The organism is Actinospica robiniae DSM 44927 (genome assembly GCF_000504285.1).
GTDB lineage: Bacteria > Actinomycetota > Actinomycetes > Streptomycetales > Catenulisporaceae > Actinospica > Actinospica robiniae.
The window spans coordinates 7725849-7744418 of the sequence record NZ_KI632511.1; the positions used below are offsets into that span (position 1 = coordinate 7725849).

Here is an 18570-nt window from a genome sequence, read left to right on the forward strand (position 1 = left end):
CAGGTAGCTGGCCGGATGCCGCCGGTATCGGCGGCTCGGGCCGGGTGTGAGCGCGCACCCGGCCGGGCATGTACTCAGAGCCGGTGGCGTCCGGTTCAGCCGTCGACGCCGCCGGACCAAGACTTCGGTGCGGGTCTCGAGCTGGCGGGGCGCGGGTGAGCTACGTGCGCGGGCGCGGCGGGGTGGATCAGGGTCCGGATGGCGGCCGTGGGCCGCCCGGGCGGCGCGGAAATCGATCTCCCTCTGTCGGACCGTTGCCCTAGGATGAGGTGCATGGCCTCGCCGTTCCCACAGTTCTCCGCTCTCTACCCGTTCGGGCTCGACGAGTTCCAGGTCCAGGGCTGTGCCGCGCTGGACGAGGGCCACGGGGTGCTGGTGGCGGCCCCGACCGGCGCCGGCAAGACCGTGGTGGGGGAGTACGCCGTCTTCCTCGCGCTCGAGCGCGGGCGCAAGTGCTTCTACACCACCCCTATCAAGGCCCTGTCGAACCAGAAGTACGCCGACCTGGTCAGGCGGCACGGCGCGGCCAACGTCGGCCTGCTCACCGGGGACAACTCGATCAACGGCGACGCGCCGGTGGTGGTGATGACCACCGAGGTGCTGCGCAACATGCTCTACGCCGGCTCCAGCGCCCTCGACGGCCTCGGCTTCGTGGTCATGGACGAGGTGCACTACCTGGCCGACCGCTTCCGCGGCGCGGTGTGGGAAGAGGTGATCATCCACCTGCCCGAGTCGGTGCAGCTGGTCTCCCTCTCGGCCACCGTGTCCAACGCCGAGGAGTTCGGCGAGTGGCTCGAGACCGTGCGCGGCCAGACCACGATCATCGTCTCCGAGCACCGGCCGGTCCCGCTCTGGCAGCACGTGCTGGCCGGCGGCCGGATCTTCGACCTCTACAACGGGGTGGACCCGGAGACCCCGGACGCCGCGCGGGTCAACCCGGAGCTGGTGCGCTTCTGCCGGATGGAGGAGCGCGCGCCCGGCAGCGGCCGGCGGGGGCGCTCGGCCGGGGTCGGCCGCGGCCGGTCCGGGCTGCCGAGCCGGGTGGACGTGGTCGAGCGGCTCGACGCCGAGGGTCTGCTGCCCGCCATCACCTTCATCTTCTCCCGCGCCGGGTGCGAGGGCGCGGTCCAGCAGTTCCTGCGCTCCAACATCCGGCTGCTCGGCCAGGACGAGCGGCTGCGGGTGCGCGCGCACGTGACCGCCCGCACCGCCGACATCCCGCGCGAGGACCTCAACGTCCTGGGCTTCCACGACTTCCTGGACGGGCTCGAGCGCGGAGTGGCCGCGCACCACGCCGGGATGCTGCCCACGTTCAAGGAGATCGTCGAGGAGCTGTTCGTCCAGGGCCTGGTCAAGGCGGTGTTCGCGACCGAGACCCTGGCGCTCGGGATCAACATGCCGGCCCGCTCGGTGGTGCTCGAGTCGCTGGTGAAGTGGAACGGGGAGGCGCACGTCGACGTCACCCCGGGCGAGTACACCCAGCTGACCGGCCGGGCCGGGCGGCGCGGCATCGACATCGAGGGCCACGCCGTGGTGCTCTACCGCCCCGGACTCGACCCGCGGGCGCTGGCCGGCCTGGCCTCGACCCGCACCTATCCGCTGCGCTCGTCCTTCAAGCCGTCCTACAACATGGCCGTGAACCTGGTCGGCCAGGTCGGCACCGCGCGCGCCCGGGCGCTGCTGGAGAGCTCGTTCGCGCAGTTCCAGGCGGACCGCGCGGTGGTCGGGCTGACCCGGCAGCTGCGCCGCAACACCGAGGCGCTCGCGGGCTACAAGGAGTCGATGACCTGCCACCTGGGCGACTTCGAGGAGTACGCCGGCCTTCGCCGGGCGCTGTCGGACCGCGAGGCCGAGCTGTCCCGGCAGAACTCCGCGTCCCGCCGGGCCGCCGCGGCCTCCGCGGTCGAGGCGCTCAAGGTGGGCGACATCATCACCGTGCCGGCCGGGCGCCGGTCCGGGCTCGCGGTGGTGCTCGACCCCGGGCTGGACACCGGCAAGGAGGGCCCGCGCCCGCTGGTGCTGACCGCCGAGCGCCAGGTGGCGCGGCTGTCCATGCTGGACTTCCCGGTGGCGGTGGAGCCGCAGGGCTGGATGCGCATCCCGAAGTCGTTCAACCCGAAGTCCCCGCAGTCGCGCCGGGACCTGGCCTCCGCACTGCGGACCAAGGCCGGGGCCGAGGGGGTCAAGCCGACCCGGCCGCGCCGGCAGCGGGCCGACGCCGCGGACGACGCGGAGATCTCCCGGCTGCGGGCTGCCCTCCGCCGCCACCCGTGCCACGGCTGCGAGGACCGGGAGAACCATGCCCGCTGGGCCGAGCGCTACTGGCGCCTGCAGCGGGAGACCGACCAGCTCGAGCGGCGGGTGCGCGGCCGCACCAACTCGATCGCCCGCACCTTCGACCGGGTCTGCTCGGTGCTCACCGTGCTCGGGTACCTGGACGGGGAGCGGGTGACCGATCCGGGCCGCCGGCTGGCCCGGATCTACTCCGAGCTGGACCTGGTGGCGGCCGAGTGCCTGCGCGAGGGCGTGTGGGACGGGCTCGGTCCGGCCGATCTGGCCTGCGCCGCCTCGCTGCTCGTCTACGAGGCCCGGATCAGCGACGACGCGCCGCCGCCGCGGGTGCCCAAGGGCCCGGCCCGGGAGGCGATCGAGCGGACCATGCGGATCTGGCTGGACACCCACTCCATCGAGGGCGACTACGACCTCGACTTCCAGCGCGAGCCGGACACCGGCTTCGCCTGGGCGGCCTACCGCTGGGCCAGCGGGCACCGGCTCGAGGACGTGCTCGACGAGGTCGGGCTGCCCGCGGGCGACTTCGTGCGCTGGTGCAAGCAGCTGATCGACCTGCTCGGCCAGATCGCCGACGCGGCCGCGGGCGACCAGGCCTCCGGGGTGCGCGAGTCCGCGCGCAGCGCGGTGGGCCTGATCCGCCGTGGCGTGGTGGCCTACACCTCGATGACCTGAGCAGCCGGAAGCACGCAGCAAGCGGCCCGAGTCCCTCACGGACTCGGGCCGTCGGCGTCATGTTCCACGTGGAACATCATGCAAGAGAACGCATAATGTTCCACGTGGAACATGACGCCGGAGCATGCGCGACGCGTCAGGACTTTCGCTGGGTGGAGAAGATGCCGAAGGGCGCGCTCTGGCCGTCGTGCAGGACGGCGATGCGCGGGCCGTGCTCCATCGGGGTGTCCTCGGGGCCGTGCAGGATCCCACCGCCGAGCTGCTTGGCCTTTTCCGCGACCGCGTCCACATCGGTGACGAGGAAGAACGGGTTCCAGTGCGCGGGCATCTCGTCCGGGAAGTCGGCACCCATGTCCATCACCCCGCCGAACTGCTTGCCGTTCAGCCCGACCTGCGGGTAGGTCGGGTCGTCGGTGACCTCCCAGCCGAACACGTCCCGGTAGAACTTCAGCGCGCCGGCCCGGTCCCGGGTGGCCAGGTCGATCCAGGCGAAGGTGTTCGGCTCCTCGACCACGCCGAAGCCGGCGAACTTGCCGGCCTGCCACAGGCTGAACGCGGCGCCGGTCGGGTCGCTCAGCAGCGACCAGCGGCCGATGTCGAGCACGTCCATCGGCTCCATCCACACCTGCGCGCCGGCCTTCTTGGCCGCGGCGGTGGTGGCGTCGATGTCCTTGCTCTCGAAGGAGAGCATCCAGCGGATCGGCTGGCGCGGATCCATCAGCGGGGCGACCGCCGCGACCGGGGCGCCGTCGAGCTGGAAGGTGGTGTAGCCGCCGACCTCGGGCCGCGGGTCGGTCTCGGCGGTCCAGCCGAACAGCTGGCCGTAGAACTTCTTCGCGGCCTCCACGTCGGACGTGCTCAGCTGGGTCCAGCAGGGGGAGCCGGGGGAGATCTCGGTGACCTTCATGGCAAAGCCTCTCGTAAGCCGACTAGTTGGCCGTTATCCACCTAACCTGCGCGCCCTGGCGCCCGCCAGTCGGCGCCGGGTGGCGAATCGGAGGTTCGGCCGCTCGGTTGGCTCAGCCGGTCCGGCGAAAGGAACGGCGGTAGTCGCGCGGGGCGAGGCCGACCCGCTCGACGAAGTGCTGGCGCAGCGTCACCGGGCTGCCGAAGCCGGACTCGGCCGCGATCCGGTCCATCGGCAGATCGGTCTGCTCGAGCAGCCGCTGCGCGCGCAGCACGCGCTGGCCGATCAGCCACTGCGCGGGCGTGGTGCCGGTGGTGGCGAGGAAGCGGCGGGCGAAGGTCCGCTCGGACAGCCCGGCCCACCCGGCGAGCCGGGGCACGGTCAGCGGCTGCTCCAGCTCGGTCAGCGCCCGCGTGCGGACGGCCGAGAGCAGGTCGTCGACCTCGTCGCGCACGGGGATGGGTTCGTCCACGAACTGCGCCTGATCGCCCGTCCGGTAGGGCGCGACGACCATGGCCCGGGCGATGGCGGCGGCGGTCTCCGCGCCGTGGCCGAGCCTCACCAGGTGCAGGCACAGATCGATGCCGCCGGCCACGCCCGCCGATGTCCACACGTTGTCGTCTTCGATGTAGAGGGCGCTCGGCTCGACCTTGACCAGGGGATGGCGCAGGCCCAGCAGCGCGGTGGCGTGCCAGTGGGTGACGGCGCGTCGGCCGTCGAGCAGTCCGGCCTGGGCCAGCACGAACGCGCCGAGACAGAGCGCTGCGACCGGAGTGCCGCGGCCGTGGGCGGAGCGCAGGGCCCGGAGTACCGGCTCGGGGAACGGTGCCGTGGGCGAGGTGACTCCGGGCACGATGACGAGGTCGGCCTCCCGCAGCCAGGACAGGGTCTGGCGCGCCGTCATGCCGGCGCCGTGCTCGAGCGTCACCGGTTCGCGGTCGATCCCGCACGTGCGCAGGTCGAACACGTCTGCGCCGCCGGCCAGGCGATCGTTGCGGAAGACCTCGGTGACCACGGATATGTCGAACATCCGGACACCGTCCATGACCAGCAGGGCGATGCGTCGCATGACCACATCATGGCATGGTCCGACTGTCGGTATCTCATCGATACGAGCCTTTCCCGCCACTGTCCGCGGCCCGGTGCCGCTGCCATGATCGAGGACATGACGAACCAGACCGAGACCGCCGCCGTCGTCCGCCTGCTGTCCACCGGCGGCCCCACCGCGCTGATCGAGATAGGCGGGCTGCGCCTGCTGACCGATCCGACCTTCGACGAGCCGGGGCACTACGTCTCCAGCTCGGGCGCCTCGCTGACCAAGACAGAGCCCGCGGTGCTCGGGCCCGAAGCCCTCGGCCGCATAGACGCCGTGCTGCTCTCGCACGATCAGCACCCGGACAATCTCGACCGGTCCGGCCGGGCCCTGCTCGCGGAGGTCCCGCTCGTGCTCACCACCACCTCCGGCGCCGAACGGCTGAACGCGTCGGACCCCGCCGTGACGGCCCGAGGGCTCGCGCCCTGGGAGGCGTACGAGCTGACCCGGCCGGACGGCGGCATTCTGCGGATCACGGCCCTGCCGGCCCAGCACGGTCCGGCCGGCTGCGAGCCGGTCAGCGGCCAGGTGATCGGATTCCTGGCGCAGGCCCCGGATCTGCCGAGCGTCTACGTCAGCGGCGACAACGCCTCGCTCGAGCTGGTCGAGGAGGTCGCCCGCCGGTTCGGCCCGATCGAGCACGCGGTGATCTTCGCCGGCGGCGCGCGGGTGCCGGCGGTGTTCGACGGCGCGCCGCTGACCCTGGATTCGGCCCAGGCCGCCGAGGCCGCCCGGATCCTCGGGAGCCGGCGTGCCGTCGTTCTGCACTGCGACAGCTGGGCGCATTTCTCCGAGGACTACCCGGCCGTCGAAGCCGCGTTCGACAAGGCCGGGCGCCGCGATCTGCTGCCGGACACCCGCCACGGGCAGCTGTTCGGGCTCTGAACTGCGGAAAAGCAGTGGCGCGGGAGCGCGAGGAACGCCAGCATGGACGGCGCCCGCACCCGGTCTCGCAGTGAGGAAGCTCTTGTCGGTCCTAACGATCCGAGGACTCGCGCGCTGTTCGCGCGACGCCGGGGGTCGGCTGCTCGCCGGTCTCGGCTTCCTCCTGCTGCTGCAGAACCTAGCTCCGGCGGGTATCGCCGTGGCCACCGCGCTGCTGATCGGCCGGATCCAGCACGCCGTGCCCTCGACGCTGTTGGCCGCCGCCACCGTGCCGCTGGCGGTCTTCGCGCTGGTCCTCGGGATCGGGCACGCCGCCGACGCGGCGGCGGAGCCGCTGCTGTTCCTGGCCGTCGCCCGGATCGACGGCGCGCACCGGGCCCGGATCACCGAGCTGGCGGCCAACAGCCCGACCGTGGACCGGCTCGAGGACCCGGAGACGCAGCGCCTGCTGCGCGCGGCCCGGGCGGACCCGAAGAACTGGACCGAGCGCACCCCCGGCACCGGCTTCGCCGGCCTGGCCCAGATCACCGCGATGCTCCTCGGCGTGCTCGGCGCCTGTGCGGTGCTGGCCCGCTTCGCCTGGTGGCTGGTGCCGCTGGTGCTGATACCGGCCCTGATCCAGGGTCTGACGCTGGCCCGGCGCAACCGCGCCTTCATGCTCAACTGGCGGGCCTCCTACCCGCACATGCGGCGCGGCAGCATGTGGGAGAGCACCGCGAACGATCCGGGCACCAGCAAGGACATCCGGGTCTACGGACTCGGCGACTGGATCGCCGACGCCATCCGCGAGCACGCGGTCCGCGCCTTCACCCCGATCTGGGCCAAGCTCACCGCCAAGGACGAGTGGTGGGCGCTGGTGATCGTCGGCATTCCCTTTTCCATCGCCTTGGCCGTGGTCGGCCACGACGCCGCCACCGGCCGCACCACGGTGGCGGTCGAGTCCGCGGTGTTGGCCGCGGGATGGTCCATCTTCCAGGCCATGGGTTGGAACGACAGCGTCATCTCGGTGGTCTCCGCGGGCGAATGCCTGACCGCGTACGGCGCGCTGCGTGAGGCGCTCGCAGAGCCCGAAGCCACCGCCGCCGCCACGGAGGCCGCGCCCGTCGACGGACTGCCCGACCGGGTGCCGCTGATCCGCTTCGAGGGCCTGGGTTTCCGCTACCCGGGCACCGAGCGCACCGTGCTGGACGAGATCGATCTGGAGATCAAGCCCGGCGAGCTGCTCGCCCTCGTGGGCCTGAACGGCGCGGGCAAGTCCACCCTCATCAAACTCCTGTCGATGCTCTACACCCCGACCTCCGGCCGGATCACCGCCGACGGCGTCGACATCGCCGACTACGGCCACGCGGCTTGGCGCGCCCGGATCTCGGTGGTGTTCCAGGACTTCGTGAAGTACCAGCTGAGCGCGGCCGAGAACGTGCTGCTGGGCCGGGGCGGTCTGGCCCCGGACCGGGAGGAGCTGGAGCTCGCGGCGCAAGAGGCCGGCTTCGGCGAGGTGCTGGCCCGGCTGCCAGACGGCTGGGACACGCCGTTGGCCCGCGCCCGCACCGGCGGCGTCGACCTGTCCGGTGGCCAATGGCAGCAGCTGGTGCTGACCCGGGCCCTCTACGCGCTGCACAAGGGCGCGAAGCTGCTCGTGCTGGACGAGCCGACCGCGCATCTCGACGTGCGCACCGAGTTCGACGTCTTCCAACGCCTGGCCGAGCGCCGCGGCGGCGCGAGCATCGTGCTGATCTCGCACCGCCTCTCCACGGTCCGCTACGCCGACCGGATCGTGCTGCTCGACGGGGGCCGGATCACCGAGAGCGGCTCGCACGACGAGCTGATCGCCCGCGGCGGCGAGTACGCCCGGATGTTCGCCATCCAGGCCGAGCGGTTCCGGGCCGGGTTCGAGGACCACATCGAGGAAGGGGAGCTGCTGTGACGTCCGAGGAGTACTCGCCGCGGGTCTCCCGCCGCGCCTATTTCGGCCTCGCCGCCGAAATGCTGCACCTGGCCTGGAAGCGGATGCCCGCCCGGTTCGCGCTCATCGTCGGCCTGCAGGCGGCCCAGGTGGGGTTGACCGCCGCCATCGCGTTGGGCATGCGCGCGGCCGTGAACGACGCCATCGCGGGCCAGGCGCGGGCCGCGGCCGTGGCCGGCCTCGTGGTCGCACTCGCCTGTGCCAGCAGCATGTTCTGCGGTGCGGTGGTCGGCGGTTCCACGATCTACGTGGTGGAGCGGGTGGCGCTGCTCGATCTGATGCCGCAGGTGCACCGGAACGTCGCCACGCTCGAGGGCATCGAGCATCTGGAGCGCACCGACTTCCTGGACCGGCTCACCATCGCCTCCTACGGCAGCTGGAACCTGATGTACGGGTTCCTCGCCGCCGTCCGGGTGTGCTTCACCGTCTTGCAGCTCGGTGTCACCCTGCTGCTGCTCGGCACCCTCGACCCGTGGCTGATGAGCCTGCTGGTGTTCGCGGGCGTGCCGCTGTGGTTTGAGCGGATCGGCAAACGCGGCGTGATCAAGGCCGAGACCGACACGGCCGAGCAGTTCCGGCTGCAGCGCCACCTGTTCGAGGTGGCCACGGACCCGGGCTCGGGCAAGGAGATCCGGGTGGCCGGCTCCGGCACCGAGATCGCCCGGCTGCAGCGGGCCGCCTGGGACAAGGCCGCCGAAGGCCGGTTCCAGGCCCAGGTGCGCGCGGCGATCTGGAAGCTGGCCGGATGGATCCTGTTCGCCCTCGGCTTCGTCGCCGCGCTCTGGCTGGTGGTCTACCGGGCCGCGCACGGGCACGGCAGCATCGGCGACATCGTGCTCTCCATCACCGTCGCGACCACGCTGCGCGGGGCGTTGCAGGGCACTGTCGCCGAGTCCGTCGGAGCGGCCGCGGCCGGCCGCGTGGTCGCTCCGTACCTCTGGCTGCGCTCCTACGTGGCCGAGGAGCGCGCGCGGGCGCAGGGCACGGACTCGCCGCCGGACGTGCTGTCCGAGGGCATCGTGTTCGACGACGTGACCTACACGTATCCCGGCACCGACCGCACGGCGCTGGACGGGGTGAGCCTGTCCATCCCGCCGGGCTCGGTGGTCGCCATCGTCGGCGAGTACGGCTCCGGCAAGACCACCTTGGTCAAGCTGCTGAACAAGTTCTACTGCCCGGACTCGGGCCGGATCCTGATCGACGGGGTCGACCTGGCCGATCTGGACACCGACGCCTGGCGGGAGCGCTCGGCCGCCGCGTTCCAGGACTTCGGCCGGTTCAAGACGCTCTTCTCGCGCAACGTGGGCTTCGGCGACCTGCCGCGGCTCGACGACCGCACGGCCGTCGCCGCCGCGGTCGCCGAGGCCAACGCGCAGGAACTGGTCGAGCGGCTTCCGCAGGGTATGGACACCGAACTCGGCGTCGAGACCGGGGGAGTGGACCTGAGCGAAGGCCAGTGGCAGAAGGCGGCGCTGGCCCGCGCCTCCATGCGCACCCAGCCGCTGCTGTTCGTGCTGGACGAGCCCACCGCCTCCCTGGACGCGCCGAGCGAGCAGGAGATCTTCGAGCGCTACATGCGCCGGGCGCGTGGACTGTCCCGGCGCACCGGAGCGGTCACCGTGATCGTCTCGCACCGCTTCTCCACCGTCGCCGGGGCCGACCTGATCCTGGTGCTGGCGGACGGGAAGGTCGTCGAGGCGGGCCGGCACGAGGAGCTGGTGGACCGGCCCGGCGGCCGGTACGCGGACCTCTACGGGCTCCAGGCGGCGGCGTACAGTGCCTCATGACGGGCGCAGGCGCTACCGTGGGCCTGTGATCGACATCGAGGGCGGACCGCCGACGGCTGATATCAGGACCCTGTCGAGTCGGGTCGTGTACGAGAACCCGTGGATGCAGGTGCGCGAGGACGCGATCGAGCGCACGGACGGCTCGAGCGGGATCTACAGCGTGGTGGACAAGGGCAACTACGCGGTCGTGGTCCCGTACGAGAACGACGGGTTCTGGCTGGTCGAGCAGTACCGCTACCCGGTGCGCAAGCGCTCCTGGGAGTTCCCCATGGGCACGTATCCGGACCGGCGCATGGGCGACCCGCTCGAGCTCGCCCGGCGGGAACTGCTGGAGGAGGCCGGGTTGCGGGCCGAGCGCTGGGAGCTGCTCGGCGAGATGTACTGCGTGCCCGGATTCTCCTCGCAGAGCGGACACGTCTACCTGGCCACCGGGCTGACCCGGGGCGAGGTCGAGCGCGAGCCCGAGGAGCAGGACATGCGCCTCGGCTTCTTCCCCCGGGCCGAGGTGGAGAAGATGATGCGCGACGGCACGATCCAGGACGCGCAGACGCTCGCGTGCTACGGCTATCTCCTGTTGCACGGCAAGTGAATCCGGCCTGAAACGGGATGATCCGCCACCCGGACAATGCAGCAGGCTCATTTCGTCGGCTGTCGGGCGGCGCGCGGACGGGCGTGGTTCATCCGCACGACACCTGGCGTGGAAACAGTGTCGTCGTTTGTGTCCACGCCCTCGACGCCGCCGTGGCGGATCTCGAATCCCACGGCGGTTTCTCACGCCGCTGAAAGGCAGCAGATCTCTGTGACTGGAAGAGTCCCAGCCTCCCAGCCCGCCCCCTCCCGCCTCACCCGCCGCCGCGCCGCCCTCGGCGCGGTCCTCGCGAGCACGCTCGTGGTCGGCGCGGTCGTCGTGCCGGTGGTCGCCAACGCGAGCAGCACCACCGCCCTGACCGCCGGCGACCTCGTGGTCTACCGCGTCGGCGACGGCAGCAGCTCGCTCGGCAGCGCCGCCGTGCCGGTGTTCCTCGACGAGTACAACACCTCCGGCTCGCTCGTGACCTCGATCGAGCTGCCCACCGCGGACAGCGGCGCGGCGCACGAGCTGACCGGCTCGGGCAGCGCGGCCTCGGAGGGCGAGCTCACCCTTTCCGCGGACGGCCGCTACCTGCTCGCCCCCGGCTACCACCAGGCCGTGGGCACCTCGAGCGTCGCGAGCACGGACGACGTCACCGTCGCCCGGGTCGGCGGCGACGGCACCGTCGACACCTCGACGATGCTCGGCGGCTTCGCCGACGGCAACAACGTGCGCGGCGCCACCAGCACCGACGGCACGGGCATCTGGGTCTCCGGCGCGAACGAGGGAATCGGCTACACGACCCTCGGTTCGAGCTCCTACACCCAGGTCAACAGCTCGAACGTGCGCCAGATCGAGGTCGTGGACGGACAGCTCTACACCACCTCGTCCAAGAGCGGCATCGGCGTCTCGACCGTGGGCAGCGGCACCCCGACCGGCTCCGGCCAGTCCCTGGCCAACCTGCCGGGCAGCCCGGAGGGCAGCGGCGACCCGTACAGCGCCGTGCTGCTGAGCCTGTCCGGCGGCTCGACCCCGGACACGCTCTACGTCTCGGACAACTCCGGCGGCAAGATCGAGAAGTTCTCGCTGGTCAGCGGCAGCTGGAAGGCCGAGGGCAGCAAGAGCCTGTCGAGCGTGGTGGACCTGACCGGTTCGGTGGTCGGCGGCCAGGTCGTGCTGTACGCGACCGGCAGCGGCTCCTCCGGCACCAGCGGCACCCTTTCGAAGGTCACTGACACCGCCGGCGCCGGCGCGAGCATGTCCGGCTCGGTGACGACGCTCGCCACCGCCGCCTCCAAGGAGGCCTTCCGCGGCGTCGCCTTCGCCCCGAGCGGCGGCGCCGCCGCCAGCGCCTCGGCTTCGGCGTCCGCTTCCGCGTCGCCGTCGGCTTCGGCCTCCGCTTCGGCCAGCGCGTCGGCTTCGGCCTCTGCCTCGGCCAGCGCCTCCGCGTCGCCGTCGCCCTCAGGCAGCAAGACGCCCACCGTCTCGGCGACCCCGTCCACGCTGCTGGGCGCCGTGTCCAACACCAAGAACCCGACCGCGACCATCACGGTCGGCGACGCCTACTACGGCGCCGCGGCGGTCACCCTGACGGCCAAGTCGTCCAAGACGAGCGTCGTGCCGAGCACCGGCATGGTCTTCTCCGGCACCGGCGCCACCCGCACCCTGACGGTCACGCCGGCCGCGGCCGGCTACTCGACGATCACCATCACGGCCACCGCCACCGGCGGTGGCACGGCCACGACGACGATCTCGTACGCCGCCTCCCTCGCCGACTCGTCCGACCCGTCCGCCGACTACTACTCCGGCATCGGCAACGCCTCGGCGATGATCGACGCCGGCAACGGCTACTTCCTCATCGGCGACGACGAGACCGACGTGCTCTACCTCTACCAGCACGGCGTGACCCAGCCGGTCAAGACCTTCGACTTCACCTCGAAGCTGCCCTACGGCACCGACGAGGTCGACATCGAGGCCGCGGCCAAGATCGGCAACCGCATCTACTGGACCGGCTCGATGAGCAACACGAACAGCGGCAACGCGGCCCCCGAGCGCAGCACCGTGTTCGCCACCGACATCACCGGCACCGGCGCCTCCACCAGCCTGAGCTACGTGGGCGCCTACACCGGTCTGCGCACCGACATGATCAACTGGGACAAGTCGAACGGCAACGCGCTCGGCCTGTCCTCCTCCACCGGCAGCGGCACGGACCCGAAGACCACCTCCGGGTTCAACCTCGAAGGGCTCGAGTTCGCGCCGAACAACACCACCGCGTACTTCGCCTTCCGCGCGCCGCTGGAGACCACCTCGTCCCGCACGAACGCGCTGATCATCCCGGTCACCAACCTGGACGCGCTGGTCACCGGCAGCGCCGGCACGGCGACCTTCGGCAGCGCGATCGAGATGAACCTCGGCGGCCTCGGCTTCCGCGACATCCGGAAGAACGCGGACAACCAGTACGTCATCCTGGCCGGCACCTCCGACGGCGACAACGACCAGGCCGCGCTCTACTCGTGGGACGGCGTCGCCGGCGACGCCCCGGTCAAGGACGCGGTGACGGTGCCGACCCCGGCCCCCACCGCCGCCTGGGAGGCCATCGGCGTCGTGCCCGACCCGCTGGCCGCGGGCAGCTCGGTCTACCTGATCCAGGACGACGGCGACGTCACCTGGTACAACGACGACAACACGTCGAAGAGCGGGCTGAGCGCCGCGGACATGAAGTTCCTCGGCGACTCGATCACCTGGAAGTGATCAGGGCATTGCCCTGATCGACCCTGGCCCCGCCGGCGAGTTCTCGCCGGCGGGGCCAGGCCGTCATATGTACAGGCCGGTGGACGGCTCCGGCCCGACCGGCTCCGTCTCCTCGCGCCCGGCCTTGCGCGCGTAGAGCGAGGCGAGCGTCATCGGGCCGGCCACGCGGCGCCCGTCGCCGAGCCAGGACTCCGCCTCGGCCGCGGTGAGCGGACCGACCTCGATCTGCGCGAGGCAGCGGCCGGGGCGCACCACGGCCGGATGCAGCCGGTCCAGCGGTTCGTTGGTGGTGATGGCGATCAGGATGTTCTGGCCCTGGCCGAGCAGCCCGTCGGTGAGGTTCAGCAGGCGCGAGAGCGCCTGGCCCGCGGTGCTCTTCGCCTCGCCGCGGATCAGCTCGTCGCAGTCCTCGAGGATCAGCAGCCGCCACCGCCGGTCGTCGTCGTCCTCGCCCATCACCACTTCGAGCAGGTAGCCCGGATCCGCGAACATGCGCTCGGGATCGAGCACGCAGTCGGTGCGGCACCACTTGCCCCAGGCCCGGCCGAGCGCCCGCAGCGCGTTCGTCTTCCCGGTGCCGGGCGGGCCGTGCAGCAGCACCAGCTTGCCGTTGATGTCGTCCGGGCCGGTCTTCATCAGCCGGTCCAGCTGGTCGGCCACCGCGCCCGAGTAGTTGGACCGCACCTCGGCCCACTCCGGCGCCTCGATGCTGCGCTCCTGGTTGACCGCGCCGCCCCCGGTCGCGTGCCAGAACCCGAGCTTGACCCGGTCGTCGCGCTGCGTGGCCTTCTTGCGCACCAGCTTCGCGGCCTGCTCGGCGATCTCCCGGGCCAGCTCCATGCTGACCGCGGAGACCGAGACCCCGCCGTGGCCGGGGTTGTAGCGGTACACGAACAGGCTCCAGCCGTCGCCGACCGCGAACAGGGCGCGCTGGTTGCGGGTCCGGCCCTCGCGCAGCACGCGGGCGCCGTCCGGCAGGCGCCACTCGCCCTTGCGCACCCGCCCGAGTCCGAGGCGGTAGGCGTGCGGCTCCCGGCCCTCCGCGTACGCGGACAGGTAGAGGAACCGGGTGATCTCGTGGAAGTCGACGCTGTGGTCGAGCACGCCCCAATCCAGCCAGGGCGCGTCGACGAGGTCGCGCAGCAGCTCGCGCGCAGTCGCGGATTCACCGCCCGTCATGGTCACGACCAGTCATGATCCGGCAACCGCGGAAGGGAGTCCACTGATTAAGCCGGGCCGCGGGCTATCGAAAGCGTAACGACTGGGCGGATGCGAGGCTGAGTCGGCGGATGGCTCGCAGCTGCGGCGTTAAGCTCGTTGAATGTGACGCAAACGCGAGATTTCCGAATCGGCGAGGCGGCTGACCTGCTCGGGGTCAGCGCGGACACCGTGCGGCGTTGGATCGACGCGGGCCGCCTGCCGGCCCGGCGCGGCGACGCCGGAGAGGGCGGGCACCGCACCATCGCGGGACCCGACCTGGCCGCCTTCGCCACCACCTTCGCGGACCACGAGGAGATGGAGCGGCACGGCTCGCTCTCCTCGGCCCGCAACCGGATGCGCGGGATCGTCACCCGGGTGCTGCGCGACGGGGTCATGGCCCAGGTCGAGATGCAGGCCGGCCCGCACCGCATCGTCTCGCTGATGAGCCGTGAAGCCGCCGACGCGCTGGGGCTCGAGCCCGGTGTGCTCTCGGTGGCCGTGGTCAAGTCCACCAACGTCGTCGTCGAACGGATCGAGATCTGATGAACCGTCGTTCCCGCCTGACCGCCTCCGCGCTCGCCCTCGCCCTGGCGGGCCTGCTGCCGGCCGCGTGCTCGTCCTCGGCGACCCCGGCCGCGAGCACCTCGACCCCGGCTTCGGCCGCGTCCTCCGCCGCGCCCGCGATCTCCGGCACCGTCACCGTCTTCGCCGCCGCCTCGCTGCAGAAGACCTTCACCTCGCTGGCCACCACCTTCGAGCACGACCACCCGGGCGTCACGGTGAAGTTCTCCTTCGGCGGCAGCGACACCCTGGCCGCGCAGATCACCCAGGGCGCGCCGGCCGACGTGTTCGCCTCGGCGAACACCTCCACCATGCAGACGGTGCAGACGGCCGGGGACGCCACCGGCACCCCGACCGTGTTCGTCAAGAACACCCTGGAGATAGCCACCGCCCCGGGCAACCCGAAGAACATCAAGACCCTGGCCGACCTGGACAAGTCCGGGATCAAGGTCGCGCTGTGCGCCAAGACCGTCCCGTGCGGCTCGGCCGCGGTCAAGGCCCTGGCCGCCGCCAAGGTCTCGCTCACCCCGGTGACCTACGAGACCGACGTCACCAGCGCCCTGACGAAGGTGGAGCTCGGCGAGGTGGACGCGGCGCTGGTCTACCACAGCGACATCCTCGGCGCCGGCGGCAAGGTGGACGGCGTGGTCTTCTCCACCGCCTCCGACGCCGTCAACTCCTACCCGATCGACGTGCTCAAGGGCGCGCCGAACCCGACCGCCGCGGCCGCTTTCGTCGCCTTCATCCTCTCCTCTCCGAGCCGGCAGGTGCTGCTGGCCGCGGGCTTCCAGGCACCGTGACCCGAACCGCCGGCAGGACCGGGCGGCAGCGGCGGCGGCGAGGCCCGGGCACCCGTGCCCCGGCCCTGCTGCTGCTGCCTTCCCTGATCGGACTGGCCTTCCTGGTCCTGCCGGTGGTCGGCCTGCTCGTGCGCACGCCCTGGCGGCAGCTGACCCGGGATCTGTCCGCCGGCGACACCTGGACCGCGCTGCGGCTGTCGCTGGAGTGCGCCACCGCCGCCACCGGAGTCAGCCTGCTGTTCGGCATCCCGCTGGCCTGGCTGCTGGTGCGCACCGACCTGCCCGGCCGCGGCCTGGCCCGCGCGCTGGTGATGGTCCCGCTCGTGCTCCCGCCGGTGGTCGGCGGCATGGCGCTGCTGCTCGTGTTCGGCCGCGCGGGGATCCTCGGCATCTACCTCGACCGCTGGTTCGGGGTGAGCCTGCCGTTCACCACGCCCGGCGTGATCATGGCCGAGACCTTCGTCGCCATGCCCTTCCTGGTGGTCTCGGTGGAGACGGCGCTGCGCACGCTGGACCCTGACATCGAGGAGGCCGCGGCCACCAGCGGGGCGAGCACCTGGCAGATCTTCCGCCACATCACCCTGCCCAACCTGCTGCCCGCCATCGGCGCGGGCGCGGTGCTCGCCTGGGCCCGCGCGCTCGGCGAGTTCGGAGCCACCATCACCTTCGCCGGCAACTTCCCGGGCACCACGCAGACGATGCCGCTCGCGGTCTACCTTGCCTTCCAAGAGGATCCGCAGTCGGCGATCGTGCTCAGCGTGGTGCTCCTGGCCGTCTCCATCACCGTGCTGGCCGCGCTGCGTGACCGCCTGTTCACCCGCGTGTGAACTCAGCGAGTTCTCAGCCGTCGAAGGCAACCACCCGCGTCGACCGGACGTCACAGTACGCGCAGGATGACAGGGGTGGAGGACAGGGTGTCGGACGACACGCAAGGCCTTGGCGGGCCGGACTTCGAGCAGACTCAGCACACGGACACCGGCCCGGACGACGCGGCGCACGCGGAGACGGCCGACGGGTTCGGCGTGATACTCGAACAGGCGCAGGCCACCGAGGAATACGTCGAGCAGAACCAGCGCCGGGACCGCATCGCGCGCCGGGCGAGGCGGCGCCGCCGGATCAGGTACGCGCTGCTCTCGACGACCGTGACGGTCTCGCTCGTCGTCGCCGCCGGGTTCGTCTACCTCGCCTACGACGCCCAGCACCTGACCCGCAACCTCAAGCACACCGCCCTGCTGCCGGTCGGCGTGACCGAGCCGCCGGAGCAGGTGGACGCCTTCGGCCGGTCCGCGATCAACATCCTGCTGCTCGGCTCGGACACCCGGTCCAGCAGCGCGGACTGCTCGCTCGGCGGCGCCTGCGTGCAGGGCGGGGACAACGCCGGTGCTAACGGCGACAGCGAGATGGTGGTGCACCTGTCCGCGGACCGGAGCAACGCGACCGTCGTCTCCATCCCGCGCGACACCGAGACCGACCTGCCCGAGTGCGCCGGCGGCGGCCGCGGCATGATCAACAGTGCCCTGCAATACGGCCCGGACTGCCAGGTGGCGGCCGTGGTCAAGCTCACCGGCATCACCATCGACCACTTCGTCGAGTTCGACTTCTCCGGCGTGGTGGACCTCTCCAGCGAGCTCGGCGGCGTCCCGGTGTGCGTGAGCGCGGCGGTGCACGACCCGTACTCGAAACTGACCATCGGCGCCGGTGTCACCGATGTGCAGGGCAAGCAGGCGCTGCAGTTCCTGCGCACCCGGCACGCCTTCTACGACGGCTCCGACCTCGGCCGGGAGCAGGCCACGCACATCTTCATGTCCTCGATGCTGCGCAAGGCGAAGCAGAACGCGACCCTGACGAACATCGGCGAGATGCAGTCGCTCGCGGAGACGGTGACCAAGTACACCACCGTGGACAACGGGCTCGACAGCGTCACCTCGCTGATCGAGCTGGCCGACGACTTCGGCCAGGTGGCCTCGAACCGGGTCACCTTCCTGACCATGCCGTGGGATCAGGACACGAACACGAGCGACCCGAGCTACCAGGCCCGCGTGGTCGAGGACCCGCAGGCCGTGCAGCTGTTCGAGGACATCAAGAAGGACAAGTCCTTCACCACCGCGGGCGAGGTCGAGACGCTCTCCGCGGGTTCCAGCACCAGTCCGGACCTCTCCTCGCCCTCGCCGTCCTCGAGCTCGGCGGCCGGGTCCGGGGGTGAGCAGGACGCGGCGGCGGCCGCGGCGTCCGAGGCCGCGGTCGGAGCGTCCGAGACCGCGGCCGCGCGCACCCACCCGATGCACGTGGTGGTGGTCAACTCCTCCGGGGCGACGAACCGCTACCAGACCGTGGTGCAGCAGCTCTTCCAGGACGGCTTCGTCTACTCCTCCGGCAGCGACGCCACGAGCACGGTCGCGAGCACCACGCTGGTCTACTCGTCGAAGGAGGTGAAGGCCGCCGCGGAACTCGCCGGGGACCTGCATCTGCCGCCCTCGGCGCTCCAGGAGAGCGGCACCGGCACCACGCTCACGCTCACCATCGGCACCGACTGGCCCACCGGAAGCACGTACTCCGCGGCGGGCACCGCTTCGGCGAGCGCGGCCATCAACGTGCCGAGCCAGTCCTACGAGGAGAACGGCGCGGACGCCGGCGTCTGCGTGCAGGCCAACCCGGAGGACGAGACCCACTGACCGCCGGCGGGCCGCCCCGAGGAGGAATGGGGTCAATGCGGGCGCGTACGTTGTGCACATTGCGCCCGCACATGCATGCGCAAAATGGGGCGCATGTGTGGGTGTTCCACAGCTTCGGGCGGGCATTTTCTTAAGGTCCGGGGGCTATCGGATGCACGCGCCTCGGGATACGCTTCCAGCGGTACCGTGGTTTCGCGTTTATCGCTCTGCAGACCCGTGGTGACCTGCACTTTCGGGCACCGCGAGTGAGGGTGTGGACGCGGAGCGTACCCGAGGCGGCGGGTACGTGGATCGCCTTTCGCGAAGGCTGGTCCGGGTCCTTGACGAGTGCGGCGCAGGGACAGGGAACAGCGGTGGGTTCGCGGGTGGTGGTCCGGACCGGTACGGCCCAGAACTGAACCCTTTCAAGATCCCGC

The 18570-nt window shown here is 71.5% G+C and carries 13 protein-coding genes; 10 read left to right on the plus strand and 3 right to left on the minus strand.

The window, feature by feature from the left end; translation table 11 throughout:
• Positions 1 to 273 precede the first annotated feature (273 nt).
• The gene (locus ACTRO_RS33320; RefSeq protein ID WP_245594570.1) at positions 274 to 2964 is read left to right on the plus strand and encodes a DEAD/DEAH box helicase; all 2691 of its coding nucleotides are present in this window, start codon (positions 274 to 276) and stop codon (positions 2962 to 2964) included.
• A 136-nt stretch (positions 2965 to 3100) separates the two neighbouring features.
• Here the strand turns inward: ACTRO_RS33320 and ACTRO_RS33325 are convergent, their stop codons facing one another.
• Both ACTRO_RS33325 and ACTRO_RS33330 read right to left on the minus strand, forming a co-directional pair.
• Complete coding sequence (locus tag ACTRO_RS33325; protein WP_034269608.1) at positions 3101 to 3871, minus strand: VOC family protein; 771 nt, start codon at positions 3869 to 3871, stop codon at positions 3101 to 3103.
• 112 nt (positions 3872 to 3983) lie between these two features.
• Complete coding sequence (locus ACTRO_RS33330) at positions 3984 to 4940, minus strand: GlxA family transcriptional regulator (RefSeq protein WP_034277856.1); 957 nt, start codon at positions 4938 to 4940, stop codon at positions 3984 to 3986.
• A 96-nt stretch (positions 4941 to 5036) separates the two neighbouring features.
• Here ACTRO_RS33330 and ACTRO_RS33335 point away from each other — a divergent pair, with 96 nt between their 5' ends.
• The 5 genes from ACTRO_RS33335 (at position 5037) to ACTRO_RS47665 (ending at position 12921) form a co-directional block, all read left to right on the plus strand.
• A complete protein-coding gene (locus ACTRO_RS33335) occupies positions 5037 to 5849 on the plus strand; it encodes an MBL fold metallo-hydrolase (protein WP_051451761.1) in 813 nt (270 codons plus the stop codon).
• An 82-nt stretch (positions 5850 to 5931) separates the two neighbouring features.
• A complete protein-coding gene (locus ACTRO_RS33340) occupies positions 5932 to 7773 on the plus strand; it encodes an ABC transporter ATP-binding protein (protein ID WP_051451762.1) in 1842 nt (613 codons plus the stop codon).
• On the plus strand, positions 7770 to 9599 hold the full coding sequence (locus tag ACTRO_RS33345; RefSeq protein WP_051451763.1) for an ABC transporter ATP-binding protein: 1830 nt from the start codon (positions 7770 to 7772) through the stop codon (positions 9597 to 9599). The genes ACTRO_RS33340 and ACTRO_RS33345 overlap by 4 nt, the downstream gene beginning before the upstream one ends.
• Positions 9600 to 9702: 103 nt before the next feature.
• Positions 9703 to 10188 (plus strand): NUDIX domain-containing protein, encoded by a 486-nt coding sequence (locus tag ACTRO_RS33350; protein WP_051452565.1) that lies wholly within the window; start codon positions 9703 to 9705, stop codon positions 10186 to 10188.
• Positions 10189 to 10398: 210 nt separating this feature from the next.
• Positions 10399 to 12921 carry a hypothetical protein gene (locus tag ACTRO_RS47665; protein ID WP_157436588.1) on the plus strand — a complete coding sequence of 841 codons (2523 nt, stop codon included), beginning with the start codon at positions 10399 to 10401 and terminating at the stop codon, positions 12919 to 12921.
• Positions 12922 to 12984: 63 nt separating this feature from the next.
• On the opposite strand, the gene ACTRO_RS33360 is transcribed toward ACTRO_RS47665, so the two are convergent.
• Positions 12985 to 14100, minus strand: a complete 1116-nt coding sequence (locus ACTRO_RS33360) for a DUF5925 domain-containing protein (protein ID WP_051451765.1) — start codon at positions 14098 to 14100, stop codon at positions 12985 to 12987.
• A gap of 144 nt (positions 14101 to 14244) precedes the next feature.
• On the opposite strand from ACTRO_RS33360, the gene ACTRO_RS33365 reads away from it, so the two are divergent.
• From ACTRO_RS33365 to ACTRO_RS33380, 4 genes are all read left to right on the plus strand, one after another.
• Positions 14245 to 14664 (plus strand): TOBE domain-containing protein, encoded by a 420-nt coding sequence (locus ACTRO_RS33365; RefSeq protein ID WP_034269611.1) that lies wholly within the window; start codon positions 14245 to 14247, stop codon positions 14662 to 14664.
• Positions 14664 to 15482 (plus strand): molybdate ABC transporter substrate-binding protein, encoded by an 819-nt coding sequence (gene modA / locus ACTRO_RS33370; RefSeq protein WP_034269614.1) that lies wholly within the window; start codon positions 14664 to 14666, stop codon positions 15480 to 15482. The genes ACTRO_RS33365 and modA overlap by 1 nt, the downstream gene beginning before the upstream one ends.
• Positions 15479 to 16309, plus strand: coding sequence for a molybdate ABC transporter permease subunit (gene modB / locus ACTRO_RS33375; protein WP_034269616.1), 831 nt, complete (start codon positions 15479 to 15481; stop codon positions 16307 to 16309). Before modA ends, modB begins: the two co-directional genes overlap by 4 nt.
• Before the next feature lie 75 nt (positions 16310 to 16384).
• Positions 16385 to 18154: an LCP family protein gene (locus tag ACTRO_RS33380; protein WP_051451766.1), complete on the plus strand. Its 1770-nt coding sequence runs from the start codon at positions 16385 to 16387 to the stop codon at positions 18152 to 18154.
• Positions 18155 to 18570: the final 416 nt, after the last annotated feature.

Excerpts from the sequence above, each read along its gene's own strand:
- ACTRO_RS33330 (WP_034277856.1), bottom strand. The coding sequence starts at position 4,940 with ATGCGACGCATCGCCCTGCTGGTCATGGACGGTGTCCGGATGTTCGAC.
- ACTRO_RS33350 (WP_051452565.1), top strand. The coding sequence starts at position 9,703 with ATGCAGGTGCGCGAGGACGCGATCGAGCGCACGGACGGCTCGAGCGGG.
- modA (WP_034269614.1), top strand. The coding sequence starts at position 14,664 with ATGAACCGTCGTTCCCGCCTGACCGCCTCCGCGCTCGCCCTCGCCCTG.
- ACTRO_RS33360 (WP_051451765.1), bottom strand. The coding sequence starts at position 14,100 with ATGACGGGCGGTGAATCCGCGACTGCGCGCGAGCTGCTGCGCGACCTC.
- ACTRO_RS33335 (WP_051451761.1), top strand. The coding sequence starts at position 5,037 with ATGACGAACCAGACCGAGACCGCCGCCGTCGTCCGCCTGCTGTCCACC.
- ACTRO_RS33325 (WP_034269608.1), bottom strand. The coding sequence starts at position 3,871 with ATGAAGGTCACCGAGATCTCCCCCGGCTCCCCCTGCTGGACCCAGCTG.
- ACTRO_RS33320 (WP_245594570.1), top strand. The coding sequence starts at position 274 with ATGGCCTCGCCGTTCCCACAGTTCTCCGCTCTCTACCCGTTCGGGCTC.